Annotated in this window: 25 protein-coding genes, 1 tRNA gene and 1 pseudogene; 17 read left to right on the top strand and 10 right to left on the bottom strand. The window is 71.1% G+C overall.

Annotation, left to right across the window (positions count from 1 at the left end):
* Positions 1-68 precede the first annotated feature (68 nt).
* Positions 69-1376, top strand: a complete 1308-nt coding sequence (locus V2W30_RS21400; RefSeq protein WP_338698779.1) for an ArsA family ATPase — start codon at positions 69-71, stop codon at positions 1374-1376.
* Positions 1377-1409: 33 nt separating this feature from the next.
* On the opposite strand, the gene V2W30_RS21395 is transcribed toward V2W30_RS21400, so the two are convergent.
* A complete protein-coding gene (locus tag V2W30_RS21395) occupies positions 1410-1754 on the bottom strand; it encodes a WhiB family transcriptional regulator (RefSeq protein ID WP_338698777.1) in 345 nt (114 codons plus the stop codon).
* A gap of 451 nt (positions 1755-2205) precedes the next feature.
* Between V2W30_RS21395 and V2W30_RS21390 the strand changes: the two genes are divergently transcribed.
* On the top strand, positions 2206-4461 hold the full coding sequence (locus tag V2W30_RS21390) for a transglycosylase domain-containing protein (RefSeq protein ID WP_338698775.1): 2256 nt from the start codon (positions 2206-2208) through the stop codon (positions 4459-4461).
* A 118-nt stretch (positions 4462-4579) separates the two neighbouring features.
* Here V2W30_RS21390 and V2W30_RS21385 read toward each other — a convergent pair whose 3' ends face one another.
* A complete protein-coding gene (locus V2W30_RS21385; RefSeq protein WP_338698774.1) occupies positions 4580-5044 on the bottom strand; it encodes a GatB/YqeY domain-containing protein in 465 nt (154 codons plus the stop codon).
* A gap of 77 nt (positions 5045-5121) precedes the next feature.
* Between V2W30_RS21385 and V2W30_RS21380 the strand changes: the two genes are divergently transcribed.
* From V2W30_RS21380 to V2W30_RS21355, 7 genes are all read left to right on the top strand, one after another.
* Positions 5122-6057 (top strand): metallophosphoesterase, encoded by a 936-nt coding sequence (locus V2W30_RS21380; protein WP_338698773.1) that lies wholly within the window; start codon positions 5122-5124, stop codon positions 6055-6057.
* Positions 6058-6083: 26 nt separating this feature from the next.
* Positions 6084-6827, top strand: a complete 744-nt coding sequence (locus V2W30_RS21375; protein ID WP_338698772.1) for a Pr6Pr family membrane protein — start codon at positions 6084-6086, stop codon at positions 6825-6827.
* Positions 6828-6868: 41 nt separating this feature from the next.
* A tRNA-Pro gene (locus tag V2W30_RS21370) sits at positions 6869-6942 on the top strand.
* A 53-nt stretch (positions 6943-6995) separates the two neighbouring features.
* Complete coding sequence (locus tag V2W30_RS41630; RefSeq protein WP_425244572.1) at positions 6996-7175, top strand: Lsr2 family DNA-binding protein; 180 nt, start codon at positions 6996-6998, stop codon at positions 7173-7175.
* Between the two features lie 187 nt (positions 7176-7362).
* Positions 7363-7608 carry a type II toxin-antitoxin system prevent-host-death family antitoxin gene (locus V2W30_RS21365; protein ID WP_338698771.1) on the top strand — a complete coding sequence of 82 codons (246 nt, stop codon included), beginning with the start codon at positions 7363-7365 and terminating at the stop codon, positions 7606-7608.
* Positions 7605-8051 carry a PIN domain-containing protein gene (locus V2W30_RS21360; RefSeq protein WP_338698770.1) on the top strand — a complete coding sequence of 149 codons (447 nt, stop codon included), beginning with the start codon at positions 7605-7607 and terminating at the stop codon, positions 8049-8051. Before V2W30_RS21365 ends, V2W30_RS21360 begins: the two co-directional genes overlap by 4 nt.
* 178 nt (positions 8052-8229) lie before the next feature.
* The gene (locus tag V2W30_RS21355; protein WP_338698769.1) at positions 8230-9015 is read left to right on the top strand and encodes a DUF4239 domain-containing protein; all 786 of its coding nucleotides are present in this window, start codon (positions 8230-8232) and stop codon (positions 9013-9015) included.
* An 11-nt stretch (positions 9016-9026) separates the two neighbouring features.
* Here the strand turns inward: V2W30_RS21355 and V2W30_RS21350 are convergent, their stop codons facing one another.
* The gene (locus tag V2W30_RS21350) at positions 9027-10481 is read right to left on the bottom strand and encodes a GDSL-type esterase/lipase family protein (RefSeq protein WP_338698768.1); all 1455 of its coding nucleotides are present in this window, start codon (positions 10479-10481) and stop codon (positions 9027-9029) included.
* 299 nt (positions 10482-10780) lie between these two features.
* Between V2W30_RS21350 and V2W30_RS21345 the strand changes: the two genes are divergently transcribed.
* The 3 genes from V2W30_RS21345 to V2W30_RS21335 all read left to right on the top strand — a co-directional run bounded on the left by V2W30_RS21345 (position 10781) and on the right by V2W30_RS21335 (position 12850).
* Entirely contained in the window at positions 10781-11272 is a 492-nt protein-coding gene (locus tag V2W30_RS21345; protein ID WP_338698767.1) for an STAS domain-containing protein, read from the top strand.
* Positions 11273-11336: 64 nt separating this feature from the next.
* Positions 11337-12104 carry a GAF and ANTAR domain-containing protein gene (locus V2W30_RS21340; protein ID WP_338698766.1) on the top strand — a complete coding sequence of 256 codons (768 nt, stop codon included), beginning with the start codon at positions 11337-11339 and terminating at the stop codon, positions 12102-12104.
* A complete protein-coding gene (locus tag V2W30_RS21335) occupies positions 12101-12850 on the top strand; it encodes a GAF and ANTAR domain-containing protein (RefSeq protein ID WP_338698765.1) in 750 nt (249 codons plus the stop codon). Before V2W30_RS21340 ends, V2W30_RS21335 begins: the two co-directional genes overlap by 4 nt.
* Here the strand turns inward: V2W30_RS21335 and V2W30_RS21330 are convergent.
* The 3 genes and pseudogenes from V2W30_RS21330 to V2W30_RS21320 all read right to left on the bottom strand — a co-directional run bounded on the left by V2W30_RS21330 (position 12767) and on the right by V2W30_RS21320 (position 16203).
* Positions 12767-13945 (bottom strand): acyl-CoA desaturase, encoded by a 1179-nt coding sequence (locus V2W30_RS21330; RefSeq protein ID WP_338698764.1) that lies wholly within the window; start codon positions 13943-13945, stop codon positions 12767-12769. The genes V2W30_RS21335 and V2W30_RS21330 overlap by 84 nt on opposite strands.
* A 241-nt stretch (positions 13946-14186) precedes the next feature.
* Positions 14187-15328 (bottom strand): annotated as a pseudogene (locus V2W30_RS21325) (ferredoxin reductase).
* A 314-nt stretch (positions 15329-15642) separates the two neighbouring features.
* Positions 15643-16203 (bottom strand): hypothetical protein, encoded by a 561-nt coding sequence (locus V2W30_RS21320; RefSeq protein WP_338698763.1) that lies wholly within the window; start codon positions 16201-16203, stop codon positions 15643-15645.
* Between the two features lie 364 nt (positions 16204-16567).
* Between V2W30_RS21320 and V2W30_RS21315 the strand changes: the two genes are divergently transcribed.
* On the top strand, positions 16568-17047 hold the full coding sequence (locus V2W30_RS21315) for a DUF5994 family protein (RefSeq protein WP_338698762.1): 480 nt from the start codon (positions 16568-16570) through the stop codon (positions 17045-17047).
* On the opposite strand, the gene V2W30_RS21310 is transcribed toward V2W30_RS21315, so the two are convergent.
* Both V2W30_RS21310 and V2W30_RS21305 read right to left on the bottom strand, forming a co-directional pair.
* Positions 17041-18546, bottom strand: a complete 1506-nt coding sequence (locus V2W30_RS21310; protein ID WP_338698760.1) for a SulP family inorganic anion transporter — start codon at positions 18544-18546, stop codon at positions 17041-17043. The two genes, V2W30_RS21315 and V2W30_RS21310, sit on opposite strands and share 7 nt — an antisense overlap.
* 319 nt (positions 18547-18865) lie before the next feature.
* Positions 18866-19276, bottom strand: coding sequence for a hypothetical protein (locus V2W30_RS21305; protein ID WP_338698758.1), 411 nt, complete (start codon positions 19274-19276; stop codon positions 18866-18868).
* Positions 19277-19600: 324 nt separating this feature from the next.
* On the opposite strand from V2W30_RS21305, the gene V2W30_RS21300 reads away from it, so the two are divergent.
* From V2W30_RS21300 to V2W30_RS21285, 4 genes are all read left to right on the top strand, one after another.
* Positions 19601-20185, top strand: a complete 585-nt coding sequence (locus V2W30_RS21300; RefSeq protein ID WP_338698756.1) for a TMEM165/GDT1 family protein — start codon at positions 19601-19603, stop codon at positions 20183-20185.
* Positions 20186-20302: 117 nt separating this feature from the next.
* Positions 20303-20905: a TetR/AcrR family transcriptional regulator gene (locus V2W30_RS21295; RefSeq protein ID WP_338698754.1), complete on the top strand. Its 603-nt coding sequence runs from the start codon at positions 20303-20305 to the stop codon at positions 20903-20905.
* Positions 20902-22575, top strand: coding sequence for an FAD-binding dehydrogenase (locus V2W30_RS21290; RefSeq protein ID WP_338698752.1), 1674 nt, complete (start codon positions 20902-20904; stop codon positions 22573-22575). The genes V2W30_RS21295 and V2W30_RS21290 overlap by 4 nt, the downstream gene beginning before the upstream one ends.
* A complete protein-coding gene (locus tag V2W30_RS21285; RefSeq protein WP_338698751.1) occupies positions 22572-23366 on the top strand; it encodes an SDR family oxidoreductase in 795 nt (264 codons plus the stop codon). Before V2W30_RS21290 ends, V2W30_RS21285 begins: the two co-directional genes overlap by 4 nt.
* Positions 23367-23464: 98 nt before the next feature.
* Here V2W30_RS21285 and V2W30_RS21280 read toward each other — a convergent pair whose 3' ends face one another.
* Together V2W30_RS21280 and V2W30_RS21275 are read right to left on the bottom strand one after the other, a co-directional pair.
* Positions 23465-25588: an MMPL family transporter gene (locus tag V2W30_RS21280; protein ID WP_338698750.1), complete on the bottom strand. Its 2124-nt coding sequence runs from the start codon at positions 25586-25588 to the stop codon at positions 23465-23467.
* Positions 25589-25770: 182 nt separating this feature from the next.
* A complete protein-coding gene (locus V2W30_RS21275; protein WP_338698748.1) occupies positions 25771-25932 on the bottom strand; it encodes a hypothetical protein in 162 nt (53 codons plus the stop codon).
* Between the last annotated feature and the right edge of the window lie 105 nt (positions 25933-26037).

The raw sequence follows: 26037 nt of genomic DNA, 5'->3' as shown, positions 1-26037 counted from the left end.
CGCACGACCAAGCGCACGACCAAGCGCATGACCGAGCGCACGACTGAGCGCATGACAGGACGCCATCGATGACGCTGAACCCTTCCGACACGCTCGACATCGACCCGCTGCTCGACGACCCGGCCACCCGCATCGTGGTGTGCTGCGGCGCGGGCGGCGTCGGCAAGACCACCACCGCCGCGGCGCTCGGGCTGCGGGCCGCCGAGCGCGGCCGCAAGGTCGTCGTCCTGACCATCGACCCGGCCCGCAGGCTCGCGCAGTCGATGGGCATCGACTCGCTGGACAACACCCCGCGCCGGGTGAAGGGCATCGACGACGCGGCCGGTGGTGAGCTGCACGCGATGATGCTCGACATGAAGCGCACCTTCGACGAGGTCGTCGAGGCGCACGCGGACGAGGAGCGCGCGCGGACCATCCTCGCCAACCCCTTCTACCAGTCGCTCTCGGCGGGCTTCGCGGGCACGCAGGAGTACATGGCGATGGAGAAGCTGGGGCAGCTGCGCGCCCGCGACGAGTGGGACCTGATCGTCGTCGACACCCCGCCGTCGCGCTCCGCGCTCGACTTCCTCGACGCGCCGCAGCGGCTCGGCTCCTTCCTCGACGGGAAGCTGATCCGGCTGCTGATGGCCCCGGCGAAGATCGGCGGGCGCGCGGGCATGAAGTTCCTGAACGTCGGGATGTCGATGATGACCGGCACGCTCGGCAAGCTGCTCGGCGGTCAACTCCTGCGCGACGTGCAGACGTTCGTGGCCGCGATGGACACGACGTTCGGCGGCTTCCGTACCCGCGCCGACGCCACGTACAAGCTGCTTCAGGCGCCCGGCACGTCGTTCCTCGTGGTCGCCGCGCCCGAGCGGGACGCGCTGCGCGAGGCCGCGTACTTCGTGGAGCGGCTGGCCGCGGAGCGGATGCCGCTGGCCGGTCTCGTGCTGAACCGGGTGCACGGCAGCGGCGCGGGACGCCTGTCGGCCGAGCGCGCCCTGGCCGCCGCAGAAAATCTTGACGAGCGTCGCATTGTGGATCAGGCGACCGGGAAGGAAGAGGTTCGTACCTCTCCCGAGGCCGATCCCCGGACCGCTCCCGCTTCAGGCTCCCCCGCCCCAGCGGAGGTCCCGTCCGATTCCGCCGAACCCGCGGATTCCGCGCAGGCGGATCCCAGCATCGAACAACTGACGGCAGGCCTGTTGCGCCTGCACGCCGAGCGCATGCAGGTGGTCGCGCGCGAACAGCGCACGCGTGACCGCTTCACCGCGCTGCACCCCGAAGTGGCCGTGACCGAGATCGCGGCCCTGCCCGGCGACGTGCACGACCTGGCAGGCCTCAGGGACATCGGAGAGCGGCTCGCGGCCGGTGGCACTCCGGCCGGAGCAAAGTGAGCCGTACGTACGTCGGCGAGTGACGCGGTCCGTCTACCCGACGGCCGCGTACCTCTCGTACGTCTCGTCGTTCTCCAGCTCCGCGGGCAACAGGCCCGCGCCGCGCTCGTACTCCGTACGTGCCGTCTCAAGGAGGCTGCGCCACGAGGTGACGGTGGGACGCCTGCGCAGCAACGCGCGGCGCTCCCGCTCCGTCATGCCACCCCACACGCCGAACTCGACGCGATTGTCCAGCGCGTCGGCGAGGCACTCGGTCCGCACGGGGCATCCCGTGCACACCGCCTTCGCGCGGTTCTGCGCCGCTCCTTGAACGAACAGTTCATCCGGATCGGTAGTGCGGCAGGCGGCCTGCGCACTCCAGTCGACTACCCAGCCCATACCGGCGCCGTCCTCTCCCGAATCGAGGCTCCCCCACGGCGGCAGCGGCATATTCACCGCCGCCAGTTGAGGACGTTACGGAAGGTGGGCACAGCGCAACACCCCCTTCGGGCCCAATCTTGAATGGCCCGAACGGACTATGCGTAAGCGGCAGATCACCCGACGGAGTGACCGAGGGACATGCGTAATAACCCCGGCAAAGCAGGACAGTTCACTTGCGCCACAACGGTCATCGGATGACACACGAGGCGGATTCGGACACCCCGTGAGCCCTGCGCGGGAGGCCCGCGGGAGGGGACGGGAATGACTACAAGAGGCACGGAAAAAATGCCGGGAACGTTTCGGGTCCGTCCCACGTCTTGATACGAGACCGCACTGCTGTGACAGTTGAGTGCAGCTTAGGCCAAGGCATATACGCCTGTCCGGAGAATCAGAACGTAGGCTGCCCTGCATGGGAAAGAAGCGCTCGGCCGGTAGCGGCGGCGGGATGTCGCCGGCCCAACAGGCCGCCAAGTTCCTCGGTGTCAGCGTGCTCTCAGGAGCCGTGCTCGCCGGAATCGCGCTGCCCGCTGCGGGCGCGCTCGGCCTCGCGGCCAAGGGATCCGTCGAGGGCTTCGACGAGATCCCCGCCAACCTGAAGACACCTCCGCTCAGCCAGCGGACCACCATCCTGGACAGCCAGGGCGGCACGATCGCGACGGTCTACTCGCGCGACCGCACCGTGGTGAAGCTCGACCAGATCTCCCCGTACATGCAGAAGGCGATCGTCGCGATCGAGGACTCGCGCTTCTTCGAGCACGGGGCCGTCGACGCGAAGGGCATCCTGCGCGCCATCAACGCCAACGCGCGCGGTGGCGGCGTCGCCCAGGGCGCCTCGACGCTGACGCAGCAGTACGTGAAGAACGTCTTCATGGAAGAGGCGGGCGACGACCCGACCAAGCTGGCGCAGGCGACACAGCAGACGATCGGCCGCAAGGTCCGCGAGCTGAAGTACGCGATCCAGGTCGAGGACGAGCTCGGCAAGAAGAAGATCCTCGCCAACTACTTGAACATCACGTACTTCGGACAGCAGGCGTACGGCGTCGAGGCCGCGTCCCAGCGCTACTTCTCCAAGTCGGCCAAGGACCTGGACGTGGCGGAGTCGGCGATGCTCGCCGGCATCGTGCAGTCGCCGAGCCGCTACGACCCCGTCAACGACGAGGCCGAGGCGAAGAAGCGGCGCAACGTCGTGCTCCAGCGAATGGCCGAGGTGCACGACATCTCGCAGGCCGAGGCGGACCGGGCCAAGGCGACCGACCTCGGCCTCAAGGTCAGCAGGCCGCAGAACGGCTGCATCACAGCGACCAGGGGCGCCGCCTTCTTCTGCAAGTACGTCGAGAAGGTCTTCCTGACCGACCCGACGTTCGGCAAGACGAAGGAGGAGCGCGCCAAGGTCTGGAACCGCGGCGGCCTGACGGTGAAGACGACGCTCGACCCGCAGACCCAGGACTCGGTCCAGGCCTCCATCAAGAGCAACGTCTACAAGTCGGACAAGGTCGCCACCGCCGCCACGCTCGTCGAGCCCGGCAGCGGCAAGATCCTCGGCATGGGCCAGTCGAAGCCGTACGGCTACGGCAAGAACGAGACCGAGATCAACTACTCGGTCAACTCGGCCTACGGCGGCTCCAACTACGGCTTCCCGACGGGTTCGACGTTCAAGCCGTTCCTCGCGGCGGCCGCCCTGGAGAAGGGCAAGCCGGTGACGCAGGAGTATCCGGCGCCGTACGAGATGCCGTACCCGAGCTCGGTGCAGACGTGCAGCGGCAAGCCCTGGCGCAACGACGGCAACTACCAGGTGGAGAACGAGAACGAGGCCGAGGTCGGCCCCTATCGCCTCAAGGAGGCGATGGCGAAGTCCATCAACACGTACTTCGTGCAGATGATCGCCGACACCGGCATGTGCCCGGTCGTCGAGATGACCGACAAGCTCGGCGTGGTGCAGGGCAACGGCGACAAGGTGCCCGAGGTGCCCTCGTCGATGACGCTCGGTTCGACGGGTCTGTCGCCGCTGACGATGGCGTCCGCGTACGCCGCGTTCGCCAACGAGGGCACGTACTGCACGCCGGTCGCCATCGAGTCGATCACCGGCCCGAACGGCAAGGGCCTGGCCGTGCCGAAGACGCAGTGCTCGCGCGCCATGTCGACGGAGACCGCGGACAAGGTCAACACGCTGCTGAGCGGCGTGGTCGACTCCGGTACGGGCCAGCAGGCCGGCCTCCAGGACCGGGCCAACGCCGGTAAGACGGGTACGACCGACGCCCGTAAGAACGCGTGGTTCGTCGGCTACACGCCGAACCTGTCCGGCGCGGTCTGGGTCGGCAGCGCGTCGCAGAGCGAGCCGATGACCGACATCACCATCGGCGGCCGCTACCACAGCGAGGTCTACGGCGCCGACACGCCGGGGCCGATCTGGCGGGCGGCGATGACCGGCGCCCTGTCGGGCAAGCCCGCGCCGAGCTTCAACCTCGTCAACATCCCGGACCCGGAGAAGAACAAGGACCGGGACAAGGACAAGGACAAGGGCGGCCACGACGACGGCGGCAACGGGGACGACGGTGACAACGGGGACGGCGGCGGCGACAACCCGCTGCCCGGCGTCTCCTTCCCGTCGGACGTCCTCGGCGGGAACGGCAACGGGGGGAACGGGAACGGCGGTTGGGACCGCTAGGGCCGGTCTCCCAGATCCCTGACCCGCCTCGGCTCCGGCCCGGCGTACGAGAAGGGGCGCCCCCCGTCTGTGGACGGGGGCGCCCTTCTCGTACGCGTACGTGGCGGTCGTGACGGGGTCAGCCCGCCAGCAGGCGCTTCACCGTCGCGGCGACCCGGCCGCCCTCGGCGCGACCCGCGATCTTCGGGTTGGCGATCTTCATGACCTGGCCCATGGCACGGGGGCCCTCGGCGCCGGACGCCTTCGCCTCCTCGACGGCCTGCGCCACGATCTGCTCCAGCTCGGCGTCGCTGAGCGGCTGCGGCAGGTACACGGCGAGCAGCTCGCCCTCCGCCAGCTCGCGGGCGGCGGACTCGGCACGCCCGCCCTTCTCGAAGGCCTCGGCCGCCTCGCGGCGCTTCTTCGCCTCCTTGGCGATCACCTTCTGCACCTCGTCGTCGGAGAGCTCGCGCTTCTCCTTGCCCGCGACCTCCTGGTTCGTGATCGCGGAGAGGGTCAGCCGGAGCGTCGAGGAGCGCAGCTCATCGCGCTCCCGGATGGCGGCGTTGAGGTCTTCGTGCAGCTTCGACTTGAGCGTGGTCATGCCTTGATTGTCGCAGGTACGGGGGCGGCGGCGCCCGCCGATTTCCGGGGCGGTGCCGGTCTGACACGATGGGAGACATGCACGCGCGATACGGGATTCCCCTGAAGGTCTCAGCAGGCATCGTGGCGGCGGGCGCCGCCGGCATCGCCTACGCCGGATTCGAGGCCCGCTCCTTCCGGCTGAGGCGGGTGACGGTCCCGGTCCTGCCGGCCGGCATGCGCCCCCTGCGCATCCTCCAGGTCTCCGACATCCACATGGTCGGCGGACAGCGCAAGAAGCAGCGCTGGCTGCGTTCGCTGGCGGGCCTGCGCCCCGACTTCGTCATCAACACGGGCGACAACCTGTCCGACCCGGAGGGCGTCCCCGAGGTCCTCGACGCGCTCGGCCCGCTGATGGAGTTCCCGGGCGCGTACGTCTTCGGCTCCAACGACTACTACGGGCCCCGATTCAGCAACCCCGCCCGGTACTTGGCGCAGAAGATGTCCGGCAAGCACGGCCTGAACGGCAACGCGCCGGCCGTCGGTGTCGTCCACAACCCGTGGGAGGGCCTGCGCGACGGCTTCGACGAGGCGGGCTGGCTGAACCTCACGAACACGCGGGGTGCGCTGAAGGTCGCGGGCATGGAGATCGGCCTCACCGGTCTGGACGACCCGCACATCAAGCGCGACCGCTACGAAGAGGTCGCGGGCGGCCCCGTCGAGGGCCCCGACTTCTCGATGGGCGTCGTCCACGCCCCGTACCTGCGGGCCCTCGACGCCTTCACGGCCGACGGCTACCCGCTGATCCTCGCCGGGCACACCCACGGCGGCCAGATCTGCGTCCCCTTCTACGGCGCGCTGGTCACCAACTGCGACCTGGACACGGACCGCGTGAAGGGTCTGTCCACGCACCAGTCCGGGGGCAACACGTCGTACCTGCACGTCTCGGCCGGCTGCGGCGCGAACCGCTACACCCCGGTCCGCTTCGCGTGCCCGCCGGAGGTCTCGCTCCTGACCCTCACCCCGGGCAGCTGATCCCGGTCCGTTCTACGGTGGGGTACATGATCACGCCCCACCGCATCTCCACCGTGCCCGCGGCGGCGGTCGTGCCTCCACGTCGCCGCCCCCTGGCCGCCGCGTTCCGCGCCCTGGTCGCCATCGCCGCGGTGACCGGGATCGTCATCGACCTGTCGATCAGCGACAGCGCGCTGCGCGTCCTGAGCTACTTCACGATCCAGTCCAACATCCTGGTCGCGGTCGTCCTCGCGCTGTCCGCGTGGCGCGCCTGGACGGCCCGGCCGCCGCTGCCACCCCTGGTCACCGGCGGTGTGCTCCTCTTCATCTCCATCACGGGCCTCGTCTACCACTTCGTCCTGGCCAACGACTCCAGCGGCTTCTCCATGACGGACGACCCGCAGGTGGCGCTCACCGGGGCCCGCCAGGTCTCCAACCAGCTCCTGCACACGGTCACACCCATCGGCGCCGCCCTGAACTGGCTCCTGCTGACCCGTCCCGGCGCCCTCCGACCGCGCCACGCGGCCCTGTGGCTGCTCTACCCGCTCGCCTACTTCGGGTTCGCCCTGATCCGCGGCGCGATCATGACCCCGGGCACACCGGCCCGCTACCCGTACCCGTTCCTGGACGTCGACCTCCACGGCTACGCGGGCGTCCTCACCAACGCCGTGGTCTTCGGCCTGGCCTTCTACGCCCTGGCGCTGGCCCTCGTCGGCCTGGACCGGATCAGGCCGGAGATCCGCGGCCCCGAAAACCGGATTTCGTCTCAGGCCGCAGGTCCGCTAAAGTAATCGATGTCGCCGCGCCCCACCGGGGAGCGGAGCAACGACATCGGGGTGTAGCGCAGCTTGGCAGCGCGCTTCGTTCGGGACGAAGAGGTCGTGGGTTCAAATCCCGCCACCCCGACAGCCAAAACAGCACATCAGGGCCGGTACTGAGAAATCAGTACCGGCCCTGATGTGCGTTGGGGGGCCACTTGGGGAGCCAACTCGCTCGCCAGCCCTCACGAGACCACGCCAGACGTCACACCATCTCTTGTCCGTGCATGGGCCAAGGGCCAGGGACACGCCGTCAACGAACGGGGCGGACTGCCACAGGACCCGATCAAGAAGTACAAGCAGGTCCACGGCCATGGATGAATGACCGAGCAGGGTCGGCTGTGTCTGCGCAGGAACCTGAGGGGCTTACGCTCCGCCGCCGGCAGGCCGCTCAGTTGCCGGCCGGAAGCTGTCCCGCCGTGACCGAGGCCGACCGATGATCGGCACCGACCGAGCCCCCTGCGCCGGCAACGGATGAACGCCGCCACGAAGTAGTAACATGTAGTACATGGAAGCCACTGCTCGTGATTTCAACCAGCGGTCCTCGCAGATACTCGCCGCCGCTGAGCGAGGCGAGACCATCACGGTGACCAAGAACGGCCGCCCCGTCGCCCGTGTCGTGCCGATCGACGCCGCCGAGGTTCCGCCCTACTCGACCGAGCCCATGGGGGATATGGAGATTCCGGACATCGGGACGGGGCCCGATCTCACCAATGAGGACATCGAAGAAGCCCTGAAGGGGATGGGCTCTTGAGCTCCGTCGTCATCGCTGACACCAATGCCCTCTATCGGCTCCTCGTCTCCTCGACGAACGACAGCGCCATCCACCGCAAAGCCTTCTCCACCGTTGGACACATGGTGATCTCACCCATGGTCCTGGCTGAACTCGACTACTTGGTGACCACGAAGATCAGTGCGCAGGCCGCGTACAGCGCGCTCGACTTCCTCGCCAAGGGCACTGAGCGGCGGAAGTTCTCCATCCCCGACATCACCCCCCATGTGCGTACGGCGATGACAGTGCTCGAGGGCTACCGGGACGCAGACGGAGGGAAGGGCATCGGCTTGACGGATGCCATGAACGTCGCTCTGGCCGCCGCCTACCGGACCGAGGTCATGTTCACCTCGGACCGGCACTTCCGCATGGTTCGGCCGCTGACGGGACACGGAGCATTCCGGCTGCTGCCCGATGACTTGTAGGCCCACCGACCGGACGCTTCCGTAGGAGGATCACGCTGACGGCGAGGCCGACTACCAGCAGGTCGGGAGCCGTTGGGGAGCCACTCCGCGGGTCGGTTCCTGGAGCGGCGGGTTCCATTCGGGTGGACCTGGTTGCGTCGGTGAGGGGCCCGGTGGGGTGGGGCGCCAAGGTGGGCGGATGGATATCTGGCTGCTCAATCACCTCAGTACGTTCGCGTTGTGCCTGCTCATCTGCGGCGGTGCCGTGTTCGTCGCCGTGGCGGGGTGTGTGATGGCCAGGCGGTGGATGCCGAAGATCGCGGACGGTGCGTACAACGAGATGATCGGGCTCGTGCTCGGGATGTATGCCGCGATCTACGGCATCATCCTGGCGTTCGTCGTCGTGGCCGAGTGGGAAGCGCTCGGGGCGGCCGAGGAGAACGTCGCCGCCGAGGCGAGTCAGACCGCGGAAGTCCTGCGGGAGGCCGCCGCGTTCCCGCCGGAGCAGCGGGACCGGGTGACCGCGGCCATGGGCGCGTACGTGCACGCCGTCGTCGACAAGCAGTGGACCCCGATGCGCGAGGGCCGGCCCGATCCGGAGCTGACCAACGCCGAGATCACCGAGCTGTACACCGTGTACCAGACGTACGAACCGAAGACCGCGGCCGAGCAGGCGTACTACGAGCAGTCGGTCGCGACGCTCGCCGATCTCGCCGCCGCGCGCCGCACCCGTCTCGCCAACGCCGAGCAGGAGCTGCCGATGCTGCTCACCGTCCTCGTGTACGGCGGCGCGGTCGTCATGCTCCCGCTGACCTTCCTCTACGGCATCGAGAGCCGGCGGGCCCAGCTGATGTTCGTCACCTGCGTCGCCGGGCTCATCGGGGTGAGCCTGGTGCTCGTGCTGACGCTGAACCGGCCGTTCTCGGGTGAGCTGTCCGTGTCCCCCGCGCCGTTCAAGGAGGGAGTGCTCGCACAGTTCTGGTGACCCCGGTCGCGTCAGTCGGGGATGTCGACGGGGGCCTTCGCTTCGGGGGCGACCGCGTCGAGGACCGGGTAGGGGCGGGGGTACGGGGCGCCCAGGCCGTACGTCTCGGCGAGGCGGTCGGCGAAGGCGGCCGCGATGCGCAGCTCCCCGTTGGGGTTGGGGTGCGTGCCGTCCCAGGTGTGCTCGGGGGCGCTGAACTCGGCCGCCGTCTCGGCGACGGCCACCCCCGACTCGGCGGCGACGGCGCGCAGTTGCTCGTTGGTCGCCGCCACCAGCTTCGCGAACTCGGGGTCGTCGAGCGCCTTCTGCGTCTCCAGTACGGTGCCGATGACGATCCGTACGTCGGGTGCCGGGCGCCGCGCGTTCGCCAGGAACTCCCGCAGGTTGGCGGCGAACCGGTCGGGCGTCACCCCGTACCAGAACAGGTCGTTGATGCCGAGCAGCACCAGCAGGTACTCCGGTTCGTACTCGGCGACCTTGGCCTCGATGACGTCCTTCTCCTGGACGTACGGGCGGCCCCACTGGGCGTCGTGGTCGCGGTCGAACTCCGGGTCCGCGTACGTCGCGTCGTCGTCGCCGACCTCTTCCGTACGGATGTTGTCGAGGGTGTCCTTCGGGCCGACGAGGTCGATGCTCAGGCCCTCGTTCTTCAGGTGCTTCCAGAAGAAGTAGCGCCAGGTCCAGTCGCCGCTGCTGCCGTGACTGATCGAGTCGCCGACGATCATGATGGGGATGTCGCCCTCGGGTGCCTTCTTCATGGTGTCCTCCTGGTGGCGTCGTGGTTCGTCGGTGGTCCGCTGCCAGCCCCTGCCCGGTACGTAACGGCGCACGATCCGCGCCGGGACGCCCGCGATCACGCACCGGTCCGGGAACGTGCCGCGGACGACGGCGCCCGCCGCGACCGTGACGTTGCGGCCGAGGCGGGTGCCGGGCAGCACGGTCACGCCCGTGCCGAGCCAGCAGCCGTCGCCGATGACGACGGGCTCGTTCACGGGCGGCTGTCCGCCGATGGGCCGGTCCGGGTCGGTGTAGCCGTGGTTCTGGTCGGTGAGGTACGCGTACGGGGCGATGAAGACGTCGTCGCCGATGTCGATGCGGTGGTGGCCCACGATGTGGGTACCCCGGGCGATCATGCACCGGGCACCGATCCGCACCACGAGTCCGGGGAGCCCGGGGCCGGGCTCCGTCGCGCACGGGAACCCCGCCGAGAGGCTCACCTGCGCCCCGACCAGGGTGCCGTCGCCGATCGCGATGGCCCGTTCACCGAAGACGGCGCCCGGCGGGAACGCGAGGCACACCCCGTCGCCGAGCCGCGCGAACCGGTAGCGCCCCGGCCGCTCGGCCGTCACCCGCCCGTACTGCTCGGCCAGCGCCCACACCCGGTGCACCAGGGCGCCGGCGAGCCGCGGCAGGAGTGCTCCCGGTGTCGGTGGCCCGAGGCGGGCGCGTCGCAGGTGGACTGGCATACGGCGAGCATCCGAGGCGCGGGGCTCCGGCGCCGCGCCGGACAGGTCCATCCGGCCCAACGGCCGCCCGGCCACCGCCGGTCCGTACGACCGGGCGTTCACTCACGACGCGCACGCCCCCGGTGCGCTCCCGCGCCCCACTCCCCGAGGCCGATTCCCCGTGATCGGCACCTTCCGACCCGGTGCCGAGTACCGTCGAGACACGGTCGCCCCAGCCCCGGCCCTCTCCGTGCAGTGTGTTCCGCGCAACAGAGGCCCTGCGCAGCTGACGTGCCACCCTCTCTGAGGAGGCGGGGCAGATGAGTTCTCCCTCCGACCTGCCCGACCCCACCGACCTGCCCGACCCCACCGACCTGCCCGACCTGCCCGACCTCATCGGCCACCTGCCGCGTCCCGACCCCACCGGCCACCTGCCGCGCTCCGGCCCGGCCGACGCCTGCCGCACCGTCCGGGGCCACGGCGAGCTGGACCTCACGACCATGGCTCCCCTGGCGGACGCCCTGCACCGGGCCCGCGCCGGGTCAGGGCGGCTCCGTATCGTCGTCGACCTCAGCGCGGTGACGTTCGCGGACGGGAGCCTTCTCGGGCCGCTGTGCGAGGCGTGGGAGGACTGCCGGGCGCGCCACGGCTGGGCCCGCGTCGTCTACACCGCGTCGGCGACCGCCCTGGTCCTGCGGGCCGGCGGCCTGGCCGCCCGGTTCCCGCGGTACGCGTGCGCCCGGGACGCGTGGCGGGGGACCGTCTCCGGGCCCGCGCCCCTCTCCCGCCCCGAACCGCGCGGAGCCGCGTAATGTACGCCGGGAACCGGTCGGCACCCCGTGCGGGTGAATCCCGGACCCGGCGGAACGGAGACCGGTGACGACCAGCGACGGCATGGCCGAGGTACTGCGGTCCCTGCGCCCGGGAAGCGGCGTCGATCCCGCGCGGGCCGGCACCCGCGCGCTGGACGTGGTCGGCGTGGCCGTCTCCGTGTTCGCCCGGACACCCGTGGGCCCGCACGCCACCCCGGCACCGGAGCCCCTGTGGTGCCACCCCGAGCTGAGCCTGCGGTTCGACGAGTTGCAGTTCACCCTCGGCGAGGGGCCCGGCCCCGACGCGGTCCGGTTCGGCGTCCCCGTACTGGAGCCGGATCTCGAACGCGTCAGGCCCGAGCGGTGGCCCGCGCTGCTGCCCGCCGCCCAGCGCCTCGGCGTGCACGGCGTGTGCTGCTTCCCGCTCGCCCTGGGCGGGGCCCGGATCGGCACGCTGACCCTGTTGTGCGACGGGAAGCGCGCCCTCAGCGACCGTCAGCTCGCCGACGCGAACACGCTGGCCGCCGCCCTGACCGCGACCCTGCTCAACCGGCGGGGCCCGGCCGGGCCGAACGGCACGGGCTCGGACGGACCGCTGTGGCCCACCACAGGGCTGCACCGGGCCGTCGTGCACCAGGCGACGGGCATGATCAGCGTCCAGCTCGGCGCCACGTTGGAAGAGGCCCTGGTGCGACTGCGCGCTCACGCCTACAGCAGTGACCGCCCCCTCGGGGACGTGGCGGAGGACGTCGTGGCCCGACGGCTGCGCTTCGACGCCGTAATGGACGACGATGGATACGGGCCTCATTCGCCCGCCGGTGGAGAGGGATGATCAGCATGGCCCGGGAACAGCGGCTCGCCGAAGTCTTCGTCGAGATCGCGGACTCACTCATCGACGACTTCGACGTCCTCGATCTGCTGCAGCGGCTCTCCACGCGCTGCGTGGAACTCCTGGACGTCTCGGCGGCCGGCATCCTGCTCGCGGACGCACACGGCGAACTCCAGGTCATCGCCGCCTCCGACGAACACACCCGGCTGCTCGAACTCTTCGCGCTCCAGCACGACCAGGGCCCGTGCGTGGACTGCTTCCACAGCGGCGCGGCCCGGACGAACATAGACCTCCGGGAGCAGCGGGCGGCGGCGTCCTGGCCGCGCTTCACGCCGCGGGCCCGGGGGACGGGGGTCATCGTCACGCACGCCATCCCGCTGCGCCTCCGTGACCGGGTGGTGGGGGCGCTGAACATGTTCCAGACCGACGACCACCGCCTGGACGACGACGACATCGCCCTCGCCCAGGCGCTGGCCGACGTCGCCACCATCACGATCCTTCAGCAGCGCACGCTGGAGCGGTCACATGTGGAGAACGCCCAGCTGGACTCGGCGCTCACCAGCCGGATCCTGCTGGAGCAGGTCAAGGGGGTGCTGGCCGAACGCTGGGACACCTCGGTCGACGAGGCGTTCCAGGCGTTCCGCCGCTACGCCCGCTCCCACCACCTACGCCTCACGGACCTGGCCCGGGGCATCATCGACGGCACGTTCGACACGTCCGTGATCCCCGCCCCCGGGGCGGCCGTGTGACGGCAGGGCGTGGCGCAGCACCCGGCTCCACATCGACGTGTACTGCCGCCACAGCGGCCCGCTGACGTACGGGAGGCCGTGGCGGGCGCAGATCTCCCTGACCCGTGGGGCGAGCTGCGCGTAGCGGTTGCTGGGCAGGTCGGGGAAGAGGTGGTGTTCGATCTGGTGGCTGAGGTTGCCGGTGAGGACGTGCAGGAGCGGGCCGCCCTCGATGTTCGCCGAGCCCTGGATCTGCCGCCGGTACCAGTCGCCCCGGCTCTCGCCCTCGATCTGCTCCTCCGTGTACGTGAAGGTGTGCACGTCGGTGGGGAAGTGGCCGCAGAAGATCACCGTGTGCGCCCAGACGTTGCGGGCGCTGTTCGCGGTCAGGTTGCCGAGGAGGCAGGGCAGGGCGCTGGGTCCGGAGAGCAGCGGGAAGAGCAGGTAGTCCTTCAATGCCTGGCGAACCGCCTTGCCCGCCATGGCGGTCGCGTCGGCGAGGAAGGCGCGCGGGCTCTTGCGTCCCACTGCCATCTCGTCGGCCTCCAGGTCGTACAGGGCGATGCCCCACTCGAAGACGGGGGCGAGCAGCGCCGTGTACAGGGGCTGGAGGAGATGGACCGGGTGCCAGGGCTGGTCGGGGCTCATCCGCAGGACGGTGTAGCCGAGGTCGCGGTCGCGGCCGACGACGTTGGTGTACGTGTGGTGCAGGTGGTTGTGGGTGCGTTTCCAGGCGTCGGCGGGCGTGACGAAGTCCCACTCCCAGGTGGTCGAGTGGATCGCCGGATCGCCGAGCCAGTCCCACTGGCCGTGCAGGATGTTGTGGCCGAGCTCCATGTTCTCCAGGATCTTGGCGACGGAGAGCAGGCCGGTGCCCGCGAGCCAGGCGGGCGGGAAGAGGGAGACGGAGAGCGCGAGACGGCCGCCCGCCTCGCAGCCGCGCTGCACGGCGATCACAGTATGGATGTAGCGGGCGTCGTCGGCGCCGCGCGCGGTGATGAACTCGGCGCGCAGCGCGTCCAGTTCACGGCCGAGCGCGTCGGCGGCGTCGCTGCCGGACACCTCCGGCGACGGGTCACGGGATGCGGTGACGGTGGTCGTGCCGGTGACGGTCATGGAAGTCTCCTCGGGAACACGGGATCTTGGGAACGCGGGACGCGGGGTCGCGAGAACACGGGGTCGGGAGAACGCGGATCGTGAAGACACGGGGTCGCGCCGGCACGGGGTCGTGAGAACGCGGAGCCGTGAGAACACGGGGTCGTGGGAGCGCCCGCGGGATCGCAGGTCGCGGGGTCGGAGGTCGGGTGCCCCGGGGTGCGGGGGCGGATGCCACCGGCCGGGTACCCCGGGTCCGGGCTCACACGTCGAGGACGAGCGGGCCCGCGGCGCCGTTGACGCAGGTCTGGATCAACTCGCCCGGTTCCCCGCGCAGTTCACCGGTGCGCAGATCGCGCACCCGGCCGTCGACGAGCGGTACGAGGCAGCCGAGGCAGAGGCCGCGCCGGCACCCGTACGGCATCGGCAGCCCCGCCGACTCCCCCACCGCGAGCAGCGGCGTACCGGCAGCCGCGTCCACCCACGGGCCCTCGCGCGTGAAGCGCACCCGCCCGCCGACGGCATCGGTGGCGACCGGCAGCACCGGCGCCAGGTGGAACCGTTCGAGGCGCAGCCGGTCGCGCACCCCCGCGGCCTCCCACCGGCGCTCCGCCGCGTCCAGGAGACCGCTCGGGCCGCACACGTAGGCGTCCCGGCGCTGCCAGTCCGGGCAGAGGGCGGCGATCCGGTCCGGGGTGAGCCGTCCGTCCGTACGCGTATGGATCAGCCGGACGCGCAGCCAGGGCAATCGGTCCCGCATCTCGGCCAGTTCGGTACGGAAGAGGCACTCGTCCGGGGACGGCGCACTGTGCAGGAGCAGGCTGTCGGGGGCGGTGGCGCCGTTTCCGGCCAGGGTGCGCAGCATCCCCATGACGGGCGTGATCCCGCTGCCCGCCGTCACGAACAGCAGCGCGTCCGGCAGGGGGCGCGGCAGGGTGAACTCGCCCTGCGGCGGCCCGAGTCGGAGCACGGTGCCGGGTGGGGTCCGGTGCACCAGGTGCGGGGAGACCCGGCCGTCGGGACGGGCCTTCACGGTGACGGTGACCTCGTCGGCGGGCCCGGCGGAAGCCGGCGAGGTGATCGAGTACGTACGCCAGTGCCATGCGCCGTCGATCTCGACGCCGAGCGGCAGATACTGGCCTGCCAGGTGGCCGTGCGCGCCGCGGCCGGGGCGGATGGCGAGGGTGGCCGCCCCGGGCCCTCCGGGCGCACCGCGGTGACCCGGCCCGCGGGGTGCCGCGCCGACCACAGGGGATCGAACAGGCCGAGATAGTCGTCCGGGGAGAGCGGACTGGTCAGCCAGGACACGGCCGAGAGGGCGGTGCGCAGGCCCGGCCACCCGCCCGTGCGGCCGGTGCGGGCCGAGGGCCACGCCTCGGGTGAGTGCTGTGGGTGTGCGGCCATGCCGCGGTCCCCCATCCTGAACGCCTGATGTGTCGGCCCTCGGCTCGCCGGGCCCCGAGCGGGCCCGTACGCCCACGCCCCGCCGCCGTCGCCGGACCGCCGAACGGTCCCACGGAAAGGCGCCGCACTTCCCCGAGACCGCTCTGGCCCGAGCGAAGCACACCGGACGGCGGGTCACACCGGCGCACAGCGCGCTTTGCGCCATCCGTCACGCGGCTCCCGTCAGGCCGGACGCGCCGCTGTGCAGCGTGCGGCGCCGGGGGCGCTCCCGAGGTTGGCCCGATGACGCCGTCGCCGGGGCGGCCGGGAGACGCTCAGAGGGCGAGCAGCAGCACGTGCCGGGGATCGGGCAGCCGCGCGCCGTGAGGGCTCGCCGGAGTGTCCTTCCACCCCCAGGACCGCAGTGCCGCGAGGGTCCGCAGCTCCGTGCGGTCCACCAGGGTGAGGCCGGTGGCGTGGCCCTCGTCGACGAGCAGCCGCCGTTGCAGCCGGCGGGCCAGGTTCCAGTCGCGGCTCGTCGACTGCTCCCGTACCCGCCGGGGCACGACGATCGCCCGGACCTCGAACAGCCCGTCGCGCAGCGGGAATCCGTAGGCGCAGGCCGTCAGCGAGCCGTTCTCGGCGACGACCAGGGAGAAGCCGGGGCGCCGGGTGTCGGCCACCAGACGGCGCACGAAGGTCCGGGTCCGCCACTCCTCCTCGCACGCCGCGCTGCCGCTGTGCGCCGCGTACAGTGCGCCCAACTCCTCGATGCGGTCGGCCACTTGGCTGCGGGACAGCCGGCGGAGCCGGTCCGCCTCCCAGGGCGAGGGGCACTGGTTGCCCGTGTCGGGCCGCAGCCGCGCGGGAATCTGCCGGGGCACACGCTCTCTCATCGGGCGAACCCTGTCCCTGGGCGCCGGCACAGCGCACCCGGTGTCGTCGATCGCCGAGAACGGCACGAGCGCCGGTAGCAGATGCACGGGGAACCCTCGGTCCCTTCACGGTACTCCGGCGCCCAAAGAACAGGCCCCGCCGGAAAGGACCATCGCCGTACGTGATCGACGCGGGGACCTACCCGCCCCGTACGTGCTCCGCGTACGTGAACTCCCCTTCCACGCAAGGAATCCGGGCCCTCCGCCGGGCACGGTCCGAGTCGTAGGCTGGGACGACCGGGCGCTCCACGAACGCCGACTCCGCGCGGCGTCGCTTCCGGCGCACCATGACACGGGCCCGCCCCTGGGCGGCCCGAGGAGAGGCGTGCGTCATGAACGCACCGAACATCCGCCACGGTCCGGCCGCCCCCGGACGCCCGGCCGTCCACCCGCCCGCGCGGCTCGCGCTGCGCCCGCCGACGTTCCCGCCGGGGCCGTCTGCGGGGCCTGGTGGCCCCGCAGCGACGCGCTGGCCGTCGAACTGGCCGCCCTGACCGACGTGTTCGACGCCTCGCGCGGTCGCGTGACCCGGGTCGCCTCGCAGCACGGCAGCTGGCCCGAGGAGCCGCGGACCCTCCTCGTGACGGGGCACACGGTCGCCGTCACCTGGTACTCGTCCGGGCTCGACGCGCACACGATCAGGCTGTTCTCCTACGGTGCCGGACGCTGGGACCTGCTCGTCGTCCCGCCGCACAGCCGGGCGGACACCGCGGCCCGCCTCATGAAGGCGGCGGCCGATCCCGCCCTGCGCCTGACCGGGGCCGCGCTGATGGCGGCCGAGGGACCGCAGGGCCGGGGTCAGTGACCGCCGGTGAGTTCGCCGCTCAGCTTCTCGTGAAGGCGGGCGCTGGGGTGGTTCAGGCCGGTGATCGTGACCTGCTTGCCGCGCTGGGCGTACTTGGCCTCGACGGCGTCCAGGGCCGCGACGGACGAGGCGTCCCAGACGTGGGTGGCGGACAGGTCGATGACGACCCGGTCGGGGTCATCGGCGTAGTCGAACCGGGTGACGAGGTCGCCCGAGGACGCGAAGAAGAGTTCGCCGCTGACGGAGTAGACGACCTGTCCGCCGTCGGGGTCGGTGACCGCCGTGACGTCCGCGAGACGGGCGACCCGCCCGGCGAAGACGACCATCGCCGTGATCGTGCCGACGACGACACCGATGGCGAGGTTGTGGGTGGCGACGACGACCACGACGGTGAGGACCATGACGGTGATCTCACCGGCGGGCATCCGCTTCAGGGTCTTCGGCGCGATCGAGTGCCAGTCGAACGTCGCGCACGAGACCATCACCATCACCGCGACGAGCGCGGCCATCGGGATGTCCGAGACGACCGGGCCGAAGACGACGCAGAGCACCATCAGGAACGCGCCCGCGAGGAACGTGGAGAGGCGGGTACGGGCGCCCGACACCCGTACGTTGATCATGGTCTGGCCGATCATGGCGCAGCCGCCCATGCCGCCGAAGAAGCCGGTGACGATGTTGGCGATGCCCTGACCGACGGACTCGCGGGTCTTGTTCGAGCGGGTGTCGGTGAGGTCGTCGACCAGCTTCGCCGTCATCAGCGACTCCATCAGGCCGACCAGCGCCATGGCGAGCGCGTACGGCGCGACGGTCGTCAGGGTGTCCAGGGTGAACGGCACGTCCGGCAGGCCCGGCGTGGGCAGTGACGACGGCAGCGCGCCCTGGTCGCCGACGGTCGGCACCGCGATCCCCGCGCCGACCGTGACGACGGTGAGGATCACGATCGACACCAGCGGCGCCGGGACGACCCGGGTGAGCTTCGGGAAGAACACCATCAGGGCCAGCCCCGCGGCGAGCAGCGGGTAGACCGGCCAGGGCACGTGGGTCAGCTGCGGCAGCTGCGCCGTGAAGATCAGGATGGCCAGCGCGTTCACGAAGCCGACCATCACGCTGCGCGGCACGAACCGCATCAGCTTCGCCACGCCCACCGCGCCGAGCACGATCTGGAAGACGCCGGCCAGGATCACCGTGGCCACGAGGTAGCCGAAGCCGTGCTCGCGGTTGACGGGGGCGATCACCAGGGCGACCGCGCCGGTGGCGGCGGAGATCATCGCGCGTCGGCCGCCGACGACCGAGATGGTCACGGCCATCGTGAACGAGGCGAACAGGCCGATCGCCGGGTCCACCCCCGCGATGATCGAGAACGAGATCGCTTCCGGGATCAGGGCGAGCGCGACGACGAGTCCGGCGAGGACCTCCGTGCGCCACACCGTGGGGTCGCGGATCCAGTCGGGCACGAGGCCGCGCGGCCAGGGGGCGGTGGAGGGCGCAGAAGCAGACAAGGGGGCGATTCCTGTACCGGTCGGGTCGGGCACGCCCTGGTGAGTGGTGGGGGACGTGATGCGAGATACGTGTATGACCTCACAACTTTACGGCACCGCGCCCCGACGCCCCCAATATCCTTGTGGCCGGGCCGAGTTGACCCCGCATAGAGCGCGGGAATCCGGGTAGGCGCGACCCACGGGGAGGACCCTGACGCCGACATCGGGGTCGACCCGTCCACTCCCAGGGCGCACGCCGACCCCGCCGAGGGGCGCCCGTGGTCGAGGCGGTGGGCCGTGCCCTCGAGGGGTAGCGAAGGGCACGACCCCGATGCCGCCGTCACGCGGCGACGCGCCGCCCGCCGCCGCGCCCCAGCGCCTCGATCACCGAGGCCCCGATCGCCGTCACCGCCGCGCTGCCCAGCATCACCATGATCACGCCGACCATGTAGAGGCCGCTGGCGTCGTCCGACCAGTCGTAGAAGGCGGCGCCCGTCAGGCCCGCGGTCGTGCCGAGGACGGCCGCCTGGACGCCGTGGCGGGACGCGGCCCAGTACAGCGCCGGCAGCAGCGTCAGGACGAGGCCGACCACCTGCCACGCCTCGTACGGTCCGGTGGTGGAGCCGTCGGGGTGCACGTCACGGTGCTGGTCCCAGCCGAGCCAGCCGGCCCAGGAGGCCGCCGCGAGCACGGCGAGCACGACGGTCGGGAGGAGGCGGTCACGGAGCGAGATCCGGGGGTCTGTGTTCATGGCTCCAGCTTTCCGCGCCGCCGTCGGCCGCGGCAGCGCGCTCGTACTCAGATCCACCCGAGTACCTGCGCCAGGTGCTGTCGGCGGTCCGGCGTGTACCCTTGACGGAGCAAGCGAAGGGGAGTAGCCCCGCGAACCGGTCGTCGACACACTGGAACCCCCGGGTTCCCGGTGGCCGGGCTCGGGCCGGATGTCGGCTCGGGCGGGCGAGACCTTCGATCAGGCAGCCGTACGCGTACTCATGCGCCGCTGCCGGGTCGAGTGGTCCCCCGCAGCGGGTGGGTTCACGGGCCCGGTCCGGCCCGGACAAGAGAGACTCCCGCGATGCACCTCGATCCCGTGGCGATCATCACCGCCTTCGGACTGATCTTCCTCGCCGAACTCCCGGACAAGACCATGTTCGCCTCCCTGGCCATGGGGACGCGGATGAAGCCGCTGTACGTCTGGTTCGGCACCTCCGCGGCGTTCGCCGTGCACGTCGCCATCGCGGTCGGCGCCGGATCCCTGCTCGGCCTGCTTCCGGGCTGGATCGTCAAGCTCGTCTCCGGTCTGATGTTCCTCTTCGGCGCCTTCATGCTGCTGCGCGGCGGGGACGACGACGAGGACGGCGACGAGGCGGGCCCCAAGACCGTCACCGGTTTCTGGCCGGTGTTCGGCACCGCCTTCATGGCCGTCTTCATCGGTGAGTGGGGCGACCTCACGCAGATCACCACCGCCAACCTGGCCGCCACCAACGGCACCTGGTCGACCGCCATCGGGTCGTTCGCCGCGCTGATCTCCGTGTCCGGGCTCGCGCTGATCGCCGGCCGCTTCATCGCCAAGCGGGTCCCGCTCAAGACGGTCCAGCGCGTCGGCGGCGTCTGCATGCTCGGTCTCGCCGTGTGGTCGTTCGTGGAGATCTTCGCCTGACCGGGGAGCACTGCCACAAGGGTCGGGGCGCCGCTGAGCAGCGGCGCCCCGACCCTTGTGGATACAGGAATGTATCGAATACGTTCCTGTATCCGACCGGCGGCGACGGAGGCGACGATGCCCATCACCCTGCGGCGTGCCCGCACCCGGCAGCGGCTGCTCGACGCCGCGCTGCACGTGTTCGCCGAGGCGGGCTTCGGCCGCTCCACCGTCGAGCAGGTCTGTGAGCGCGCCGGGTTCACCCGCGGCGCTTTCTACTCGAATTTCTCCTCCCTCGATGAGCTCTTTCTGGCCTTGTGGGAGGAGCGCTCCGCGCGGATGCTCGGTGATGTGCGGGCAGCCCTCGCCGACATCGACCCGGCCGATCCCGAGGTCGCGGTGCGGGCCGCCATCGACGCGAACCCGGTGGACGACGCGTGGTTCCGGATCACCGCCGAGTTCACCGCGCACGCGCTGCGCACCCCCGGCCTGCGCCGGGTGATGGCCGCGCGCGAGGAGGCCATCAGGGACGCGATCCTGCCGGTGTTCGTCGCCGCCCTCGACCGGCTCGGGCGGCGGGTGCCGGACGAGCGGGCGCTGGGCGACGCGCTGGTCGCCGTGCACGACGGGACGGCCGTGCAGGTTCTCATGCAGCCCGACGACGACGCCGTACGCGCCCGTCGCCAGGCCCTGTTCATGAACGTACTGAACGCCTACAGCACACCGAAGGAGACCCGATGAGCGACACCGGTGCCGAGACGGCAGACGTCATCGTCGTGGGAGCCGGGCTCGCCGGGCTCGTCGCCACGTACGAACTGACCCGTGCGGGCAAGCGCGTGCTGCTCGTCGACCAGGAGAACGCGGCGAACCTGGGCGGCCAGGCGTTCTGGTCGCTCGGCGGGCTCTTCCTGGTCGACAGCCCCGAGCAGCGGCGGATGGGCATCAAGGACAGCTACGAACTGGCCCTCGCCGACTGGCTGGGGTCCGCCGGGTTCGACCGCGAGGACGAGGACCACTGGCCGCGCAAGTGGGCCGAGGCGTACGTGAAGTTCGCCGCCGGTGAGAAGCGCGACTACCTGTACGGGCTCGGGCTGAAGGTCACCCCGAACGTCGGATGGGCCGAGCGCGGCGCGGGCACCGCCACCGGGCACGGCAACTCGGTGCCGCGCTTCCACCTCACCTGGGGCACGGGCCCCGAGGTGGTGCGCGTCTTCCGCGAGCCGGTGCTCGACGCCGCCGCGCGCGGCCTGGTCACCTTCAAGTACCGCCACCAGGTGGACGAGTTGATCGTCGAGGACGGCGCGGCCGTCGGTGTGCGCGGCTCGCTCCTCGCCCCCTCCGACACGGCGCGCGGCGTCGCCTCGTCGCGGGAGACCGTCGGCGGCTTCGAACTGCGCGCGCGGGCCGTCGTCGTCACCTCCGGCGGCATCGGCGGCAACCACGAACTGGTCAGGAAGAACTGGCCCGTGGACCGCGTCGGCTCGCCGCCCGAGACGATGGTGACCGGTGTCCCCGCGTACGTCGACGGGCGGATGATCGGGATCACCGAGGGCGCGGGCGCCTCGGTCGTCAACCGCGACCGCATGTGGCACTACACCGAGGGCCTCAAGAACTGGGACCCGATCTGGCCCGGCCACGGCATCCGGATCATCCCGGGCCCCTCGTCGCTGTGGCTCGACGCCGAGGGCAAGCGGCTGCCCGCGCCGCTGTTCCCCGGGCACGACACGCTCGCCACGCTCAAGCACATCACCGCGACCGGCCACGACCACACCTGGTTCATCCTGACCCGGGCCATCGTGGAGAAGGAGTTCGCGCTCTCGGGCAGCGAGCAGAACCCCGACCTCACCGGCAAGGACCTGAAGCTGGTGCTCCAGCGGGTGAAGAAGGGGGCGCCGGGTCCGGTCCAGGCGTTCCTCGACCGGGGCGAGGACTTCGTCGTGCGCCGGAACCTGAAGGACCTGGTGGAGGGGATGAACCGGCTCACGCCGTCGACGCCCCTCGACTACGCGCAGGTCGAGCGGGAGATCGTCGCCCGCGACCGGGAGATCGACAACGGGTACTCCAAGGACCTCCAGCTCATGGCCGTCAAGAACGCCCGCTCGTACTTCTTCGACCGCGTCACCCGCGTCGCCAAGCCGCACCGGCTGCTCGACCCGGCGCAGGGTCCGCTGATCGCCGTACGGCTGCACGTGCTGACCCGCAAGACGCTGGGCGGCCTGGAGACGACCCTCGACTCGCAGGTCGTACGGCCCGACGGGTCGGTCTTCGACGGTCTGTACGCGGCCGGGGAGGTCGCCGGGTTCGGCGGCGGCGGTGTGCACGGCTACAACGCGCTCGAAGGGACCTTCCTCGGCGGCTGCATCTTCTCCGGCCGGGCCGCGGGCCGCGCGCTGGCGCGGAGCCTGGCGTGACGGGCACCGCGCTCGTGACGGGCGCGTCCTCGGGGATCGGCGCGGCCGTCGCGGCCGCGCTGGTGCGGCGCGGATACACGGTGTACGGCACGAGCCGTCACCCGGAGAAGCTCGACTCGCCGGTGCCCGGCGTCACCTACCTGCCGCTCGACCTCGCCGACGACGCGAGCATCGAGGCGTGCGCGGCCGCCGCCGGCGCGGTGGACGTGCTCGTGAACAACGCGGGCGAGTCGCAGAGCGGGCCCTTCGAGGAGCTGCCGATGGACGCGGTGAAGCGGCTGTTCCAGCTGAACGTCTTCGGGGCCGTGCGGCTCAGCCAGCTGCTGCTGCCCGGGATGCGGGAGCGGCGGCGCGGACGGGTGGTCATGGTCGGCTCGATGCTGGCCAGCTTCCCGCTCGCCTACCGGTCCTCGTACGTCGCGTCGAAGGCGGCGATCAAGGGGTTCGCGAGTGCGGCGCGGCGGGAGTACTCCCCGTACGGCGTCGGCATCACGACCGTCGAGCCGGGGTCGATCGCCACCGGGATCAGTGAGCGGCGGACCCAGTACGTCGGGGAGCGCTCACCGTTCCGCGGCGCGTACGACACGATGCTCGCCGCCCTCAACTCCCATGAGGCGAAGGGGATTTCGGCCGAGAAGGTCGCGGCGAAGGTGGTCGCGGTGATCGAGGCGGGCCGGGTGCGGCCGCTGTACGCGGTGGGAAGCAACGCGCCGGTGGTGTTCGCGCTGCGGCGGATCGTCTCGCGGGGCGTGTCCGAGCGGATGGTGGCGCGGCGGCATGGGCTGAGGTAGCGCCTCGCCGGGGGCGGTGCGGTTCTGTTCGCGGCTGCGGGTGAGTGGGGCTGATCGCGGCCACGACGGAGCCGCAGCCGCGAGACGGACCGCACCCGCTACGGCGGGGGCGCGTCGTCGGCGTCCGCCGCGCGGTCCCCGTGGCCCGGCCACCACGCCGCATGCCCGATCAGCGCGGTGAGCGCCGGCGTGAAGATCATCGCCATCACGAACGCCGCGATCACAATGCCGAACGACAGCGCGAACCCCATCTGCGACAGCGTCGAGTTGCCCGCCAGCATCAGCGTCGCGAACGTGCCCGCGAGGATCACGCCCGCCGACGCGATGGTCGGCCCGGAGTGGCGGACGGCCGTGCCCGCCGCCTCGTGCGGGCTCCTGCCCGCGCGGGCCTCCTCGCGCAGCCGGGACACCATCAGGATGTTGTAGTCCGTGCCGAGCGCGACCACGAACAAGTACATGATCACCGGCAGCATGAACATCAGCCCCGGCTGGCTGCCGATCTGCGTGAACAGGAACGACGTCGCGCCGAGCGTCGCGCCGAAGCCGAGCGCCACCGACAGCATCAGGTACCAGGGCGCCACCAGGCTGCGCAGCAGCAGGCCGAGGATGACCATGATGCAGAGCGCGGCGACGGGGAAGACCACCGAGTAGTCGCGGTCCACCGCCTTGTTGATGTCGACGTAGACCGCCGTGATCCCGCCGACCGCCGCACTCGTCCCCTCCGGCGCGTCCGCGTGGGCGGCCGGGCGCAGGTCGTCGCGGACCGTGTTCATCGCGGCGTCGGAGGCCGGTGGATCGTCGAGGACGACGCTGTACGCCGCCGCCCCGCCGTCCGCGCTGAGCGTGGCCGTGCTGACCGTGCCGACCCCGTCGACCTCGGTCAGCGCCTTGCGGAACGCGGCGGTCTGCGCGACCGTGAGCCGCCCGCCCCCGTCCGACGTCAGATACACGCTCGTCGGGTCCGTCGAGCCCGCGGGGAACCCCTTCTCCAGGTCGTTCAGCGCGACCATGGACTCCTTGTCCTTGGGCAGCGCGGACGTCGCCAGGTCGAAGTTGGCCCGGTATCCGAGGGCTCCGAGGGCCAGTACGCCCATGAAGAGCGCCGACACCAGCGCCCACACGGCCGGCCGGCGCGCGATCGCCGAGCCCAGCTTCGCGAACCCCGTGCCCTGCGGCTCGCGCTGCCACGACTTCGACGGCCAGAACACCTTCGTGCCGAGCAGCGAGACGACGGCCGGGACCAGCGTGAGGCCCGCGCACAGCGTCACGAACACCGCGATGGCGAGCGCCGGGCCCATCGACTTGAGCATGCCGAGCGAGGACAGCGCGAGCGCCGCGAACGCGACGATGACCGCGCCGGCCGCCGAGGTGATCGCCTCGCCGACCCGTTCCACGGCGTGCACCATGCCCTGTTTCGGATTCTCCCCCGCCCGGAGCGCCTCCCGGTAGCGGAAGAGGAGGAACAGGATGTAGTCCGTGCCGACGCCGAACAGGACGACCGTGAGGAGTTCCTGGATCGACGAGTCCGCCTTCATGTCGAAGGCCTTGTTCGCCGACGCGATCAGCCCGGTCGCCAGGGGCGAGATGAGGCCGATCAGGACGACCGGCAGCAGCGCGATGATCGGGCTGCGGAAGATGACCAGGAGCAGCACGATGATGATGACGATCGTGCCGACGCCGACCAGGATCCCGGCCCGCTCGGACGCGTCGGCCTCGTCGAGCGCGGTCGCCGCCGAGCCGGTGATGCCGGCCTTCAGGCCGGTGCCCCTGATCTCGTCCTGGAGGTCCGTGCGCAGCGTCTTCACGGCGTCCTGCTGCGAGGTGTCGGACGGGTCGGTGAGCTTGGGCATCGCGACCATCGACGTCTGCACGAGCCCGTTCGGCGACGGCTTCCCGGGCACGACCGCCTCGACCTCGGGGATCTTCTGGTCCGCCAACTCCCTGGATACACGCACCACTTCGGCCGAGTCGGTGGCCTTGAGGCGCTCGCCGTCGGAGCGCTGGAAGACGATGACCGCGCCGATGTTCTGCTGCCGCGGGAACTGCGACTCCTGGATCTCGGAGGCCTCGATCGACTCGTAGCTGTCGGGCAGGAAGCTCGCCTCGTCCGAGCTGGACGTCAGCTTCGGGGCGAACGAGATCACGGCCGCGGCCACGACGACCCAGCCGAGGATGACCCACCAGGGCCGGCGGACCACGAACCGACCGAGTGCTGCGAACATGCCTCGACACCTCTCGTCACCGCCCCCGGGTCACCCCGCCAGCCTCACCCGGCACCGCACGCCCTGCCACTCGGGACCGCTCGACGTGCGGGTTCCGTACGGGCGTCGGATGCTGGAAGGTGCGGTGCGGTGCGGTGCGCGTGGTGGGGTGCGGTGCGGGCGGTGCGGCCGGTGTCGTCGGGTCAGCGCGGCGTGGTGCTGTCGTCGACGACCGTCACGGTGGCCGTCGGGGCGCCCTCGCGCTCGTTGCCGGCGGCGTGCGTCACCGAGCCGGCCGCGCCGAGCACCGCCACGGCGAGTGCGCCCGCGAGGAGCGCGGAGAACAAGGGGCTGCGGACGCGCACGAGGACCTCGCAAGTTGTCGAGCAACCGGTAAGTTGTCGATTAAGCAGAATTAACTTCCCTTAACTGGACGCACAACCTAGGGGGTTGGCGGGACACGGGGCAAG

This window comes from Streptomyces sp. Q6, assembly GCF_036967205.1.
GTDB classification, from domain to species: domain Bacteria; phylum Actinomycetota; class Actinomycetes; order Streptomycetales; family Streptomycetaceae; genus Streptomyces; species Streptomyces citrinus.
This window is presented reverse-complemented; position numbering and strand designations above follow the sequence as displayed.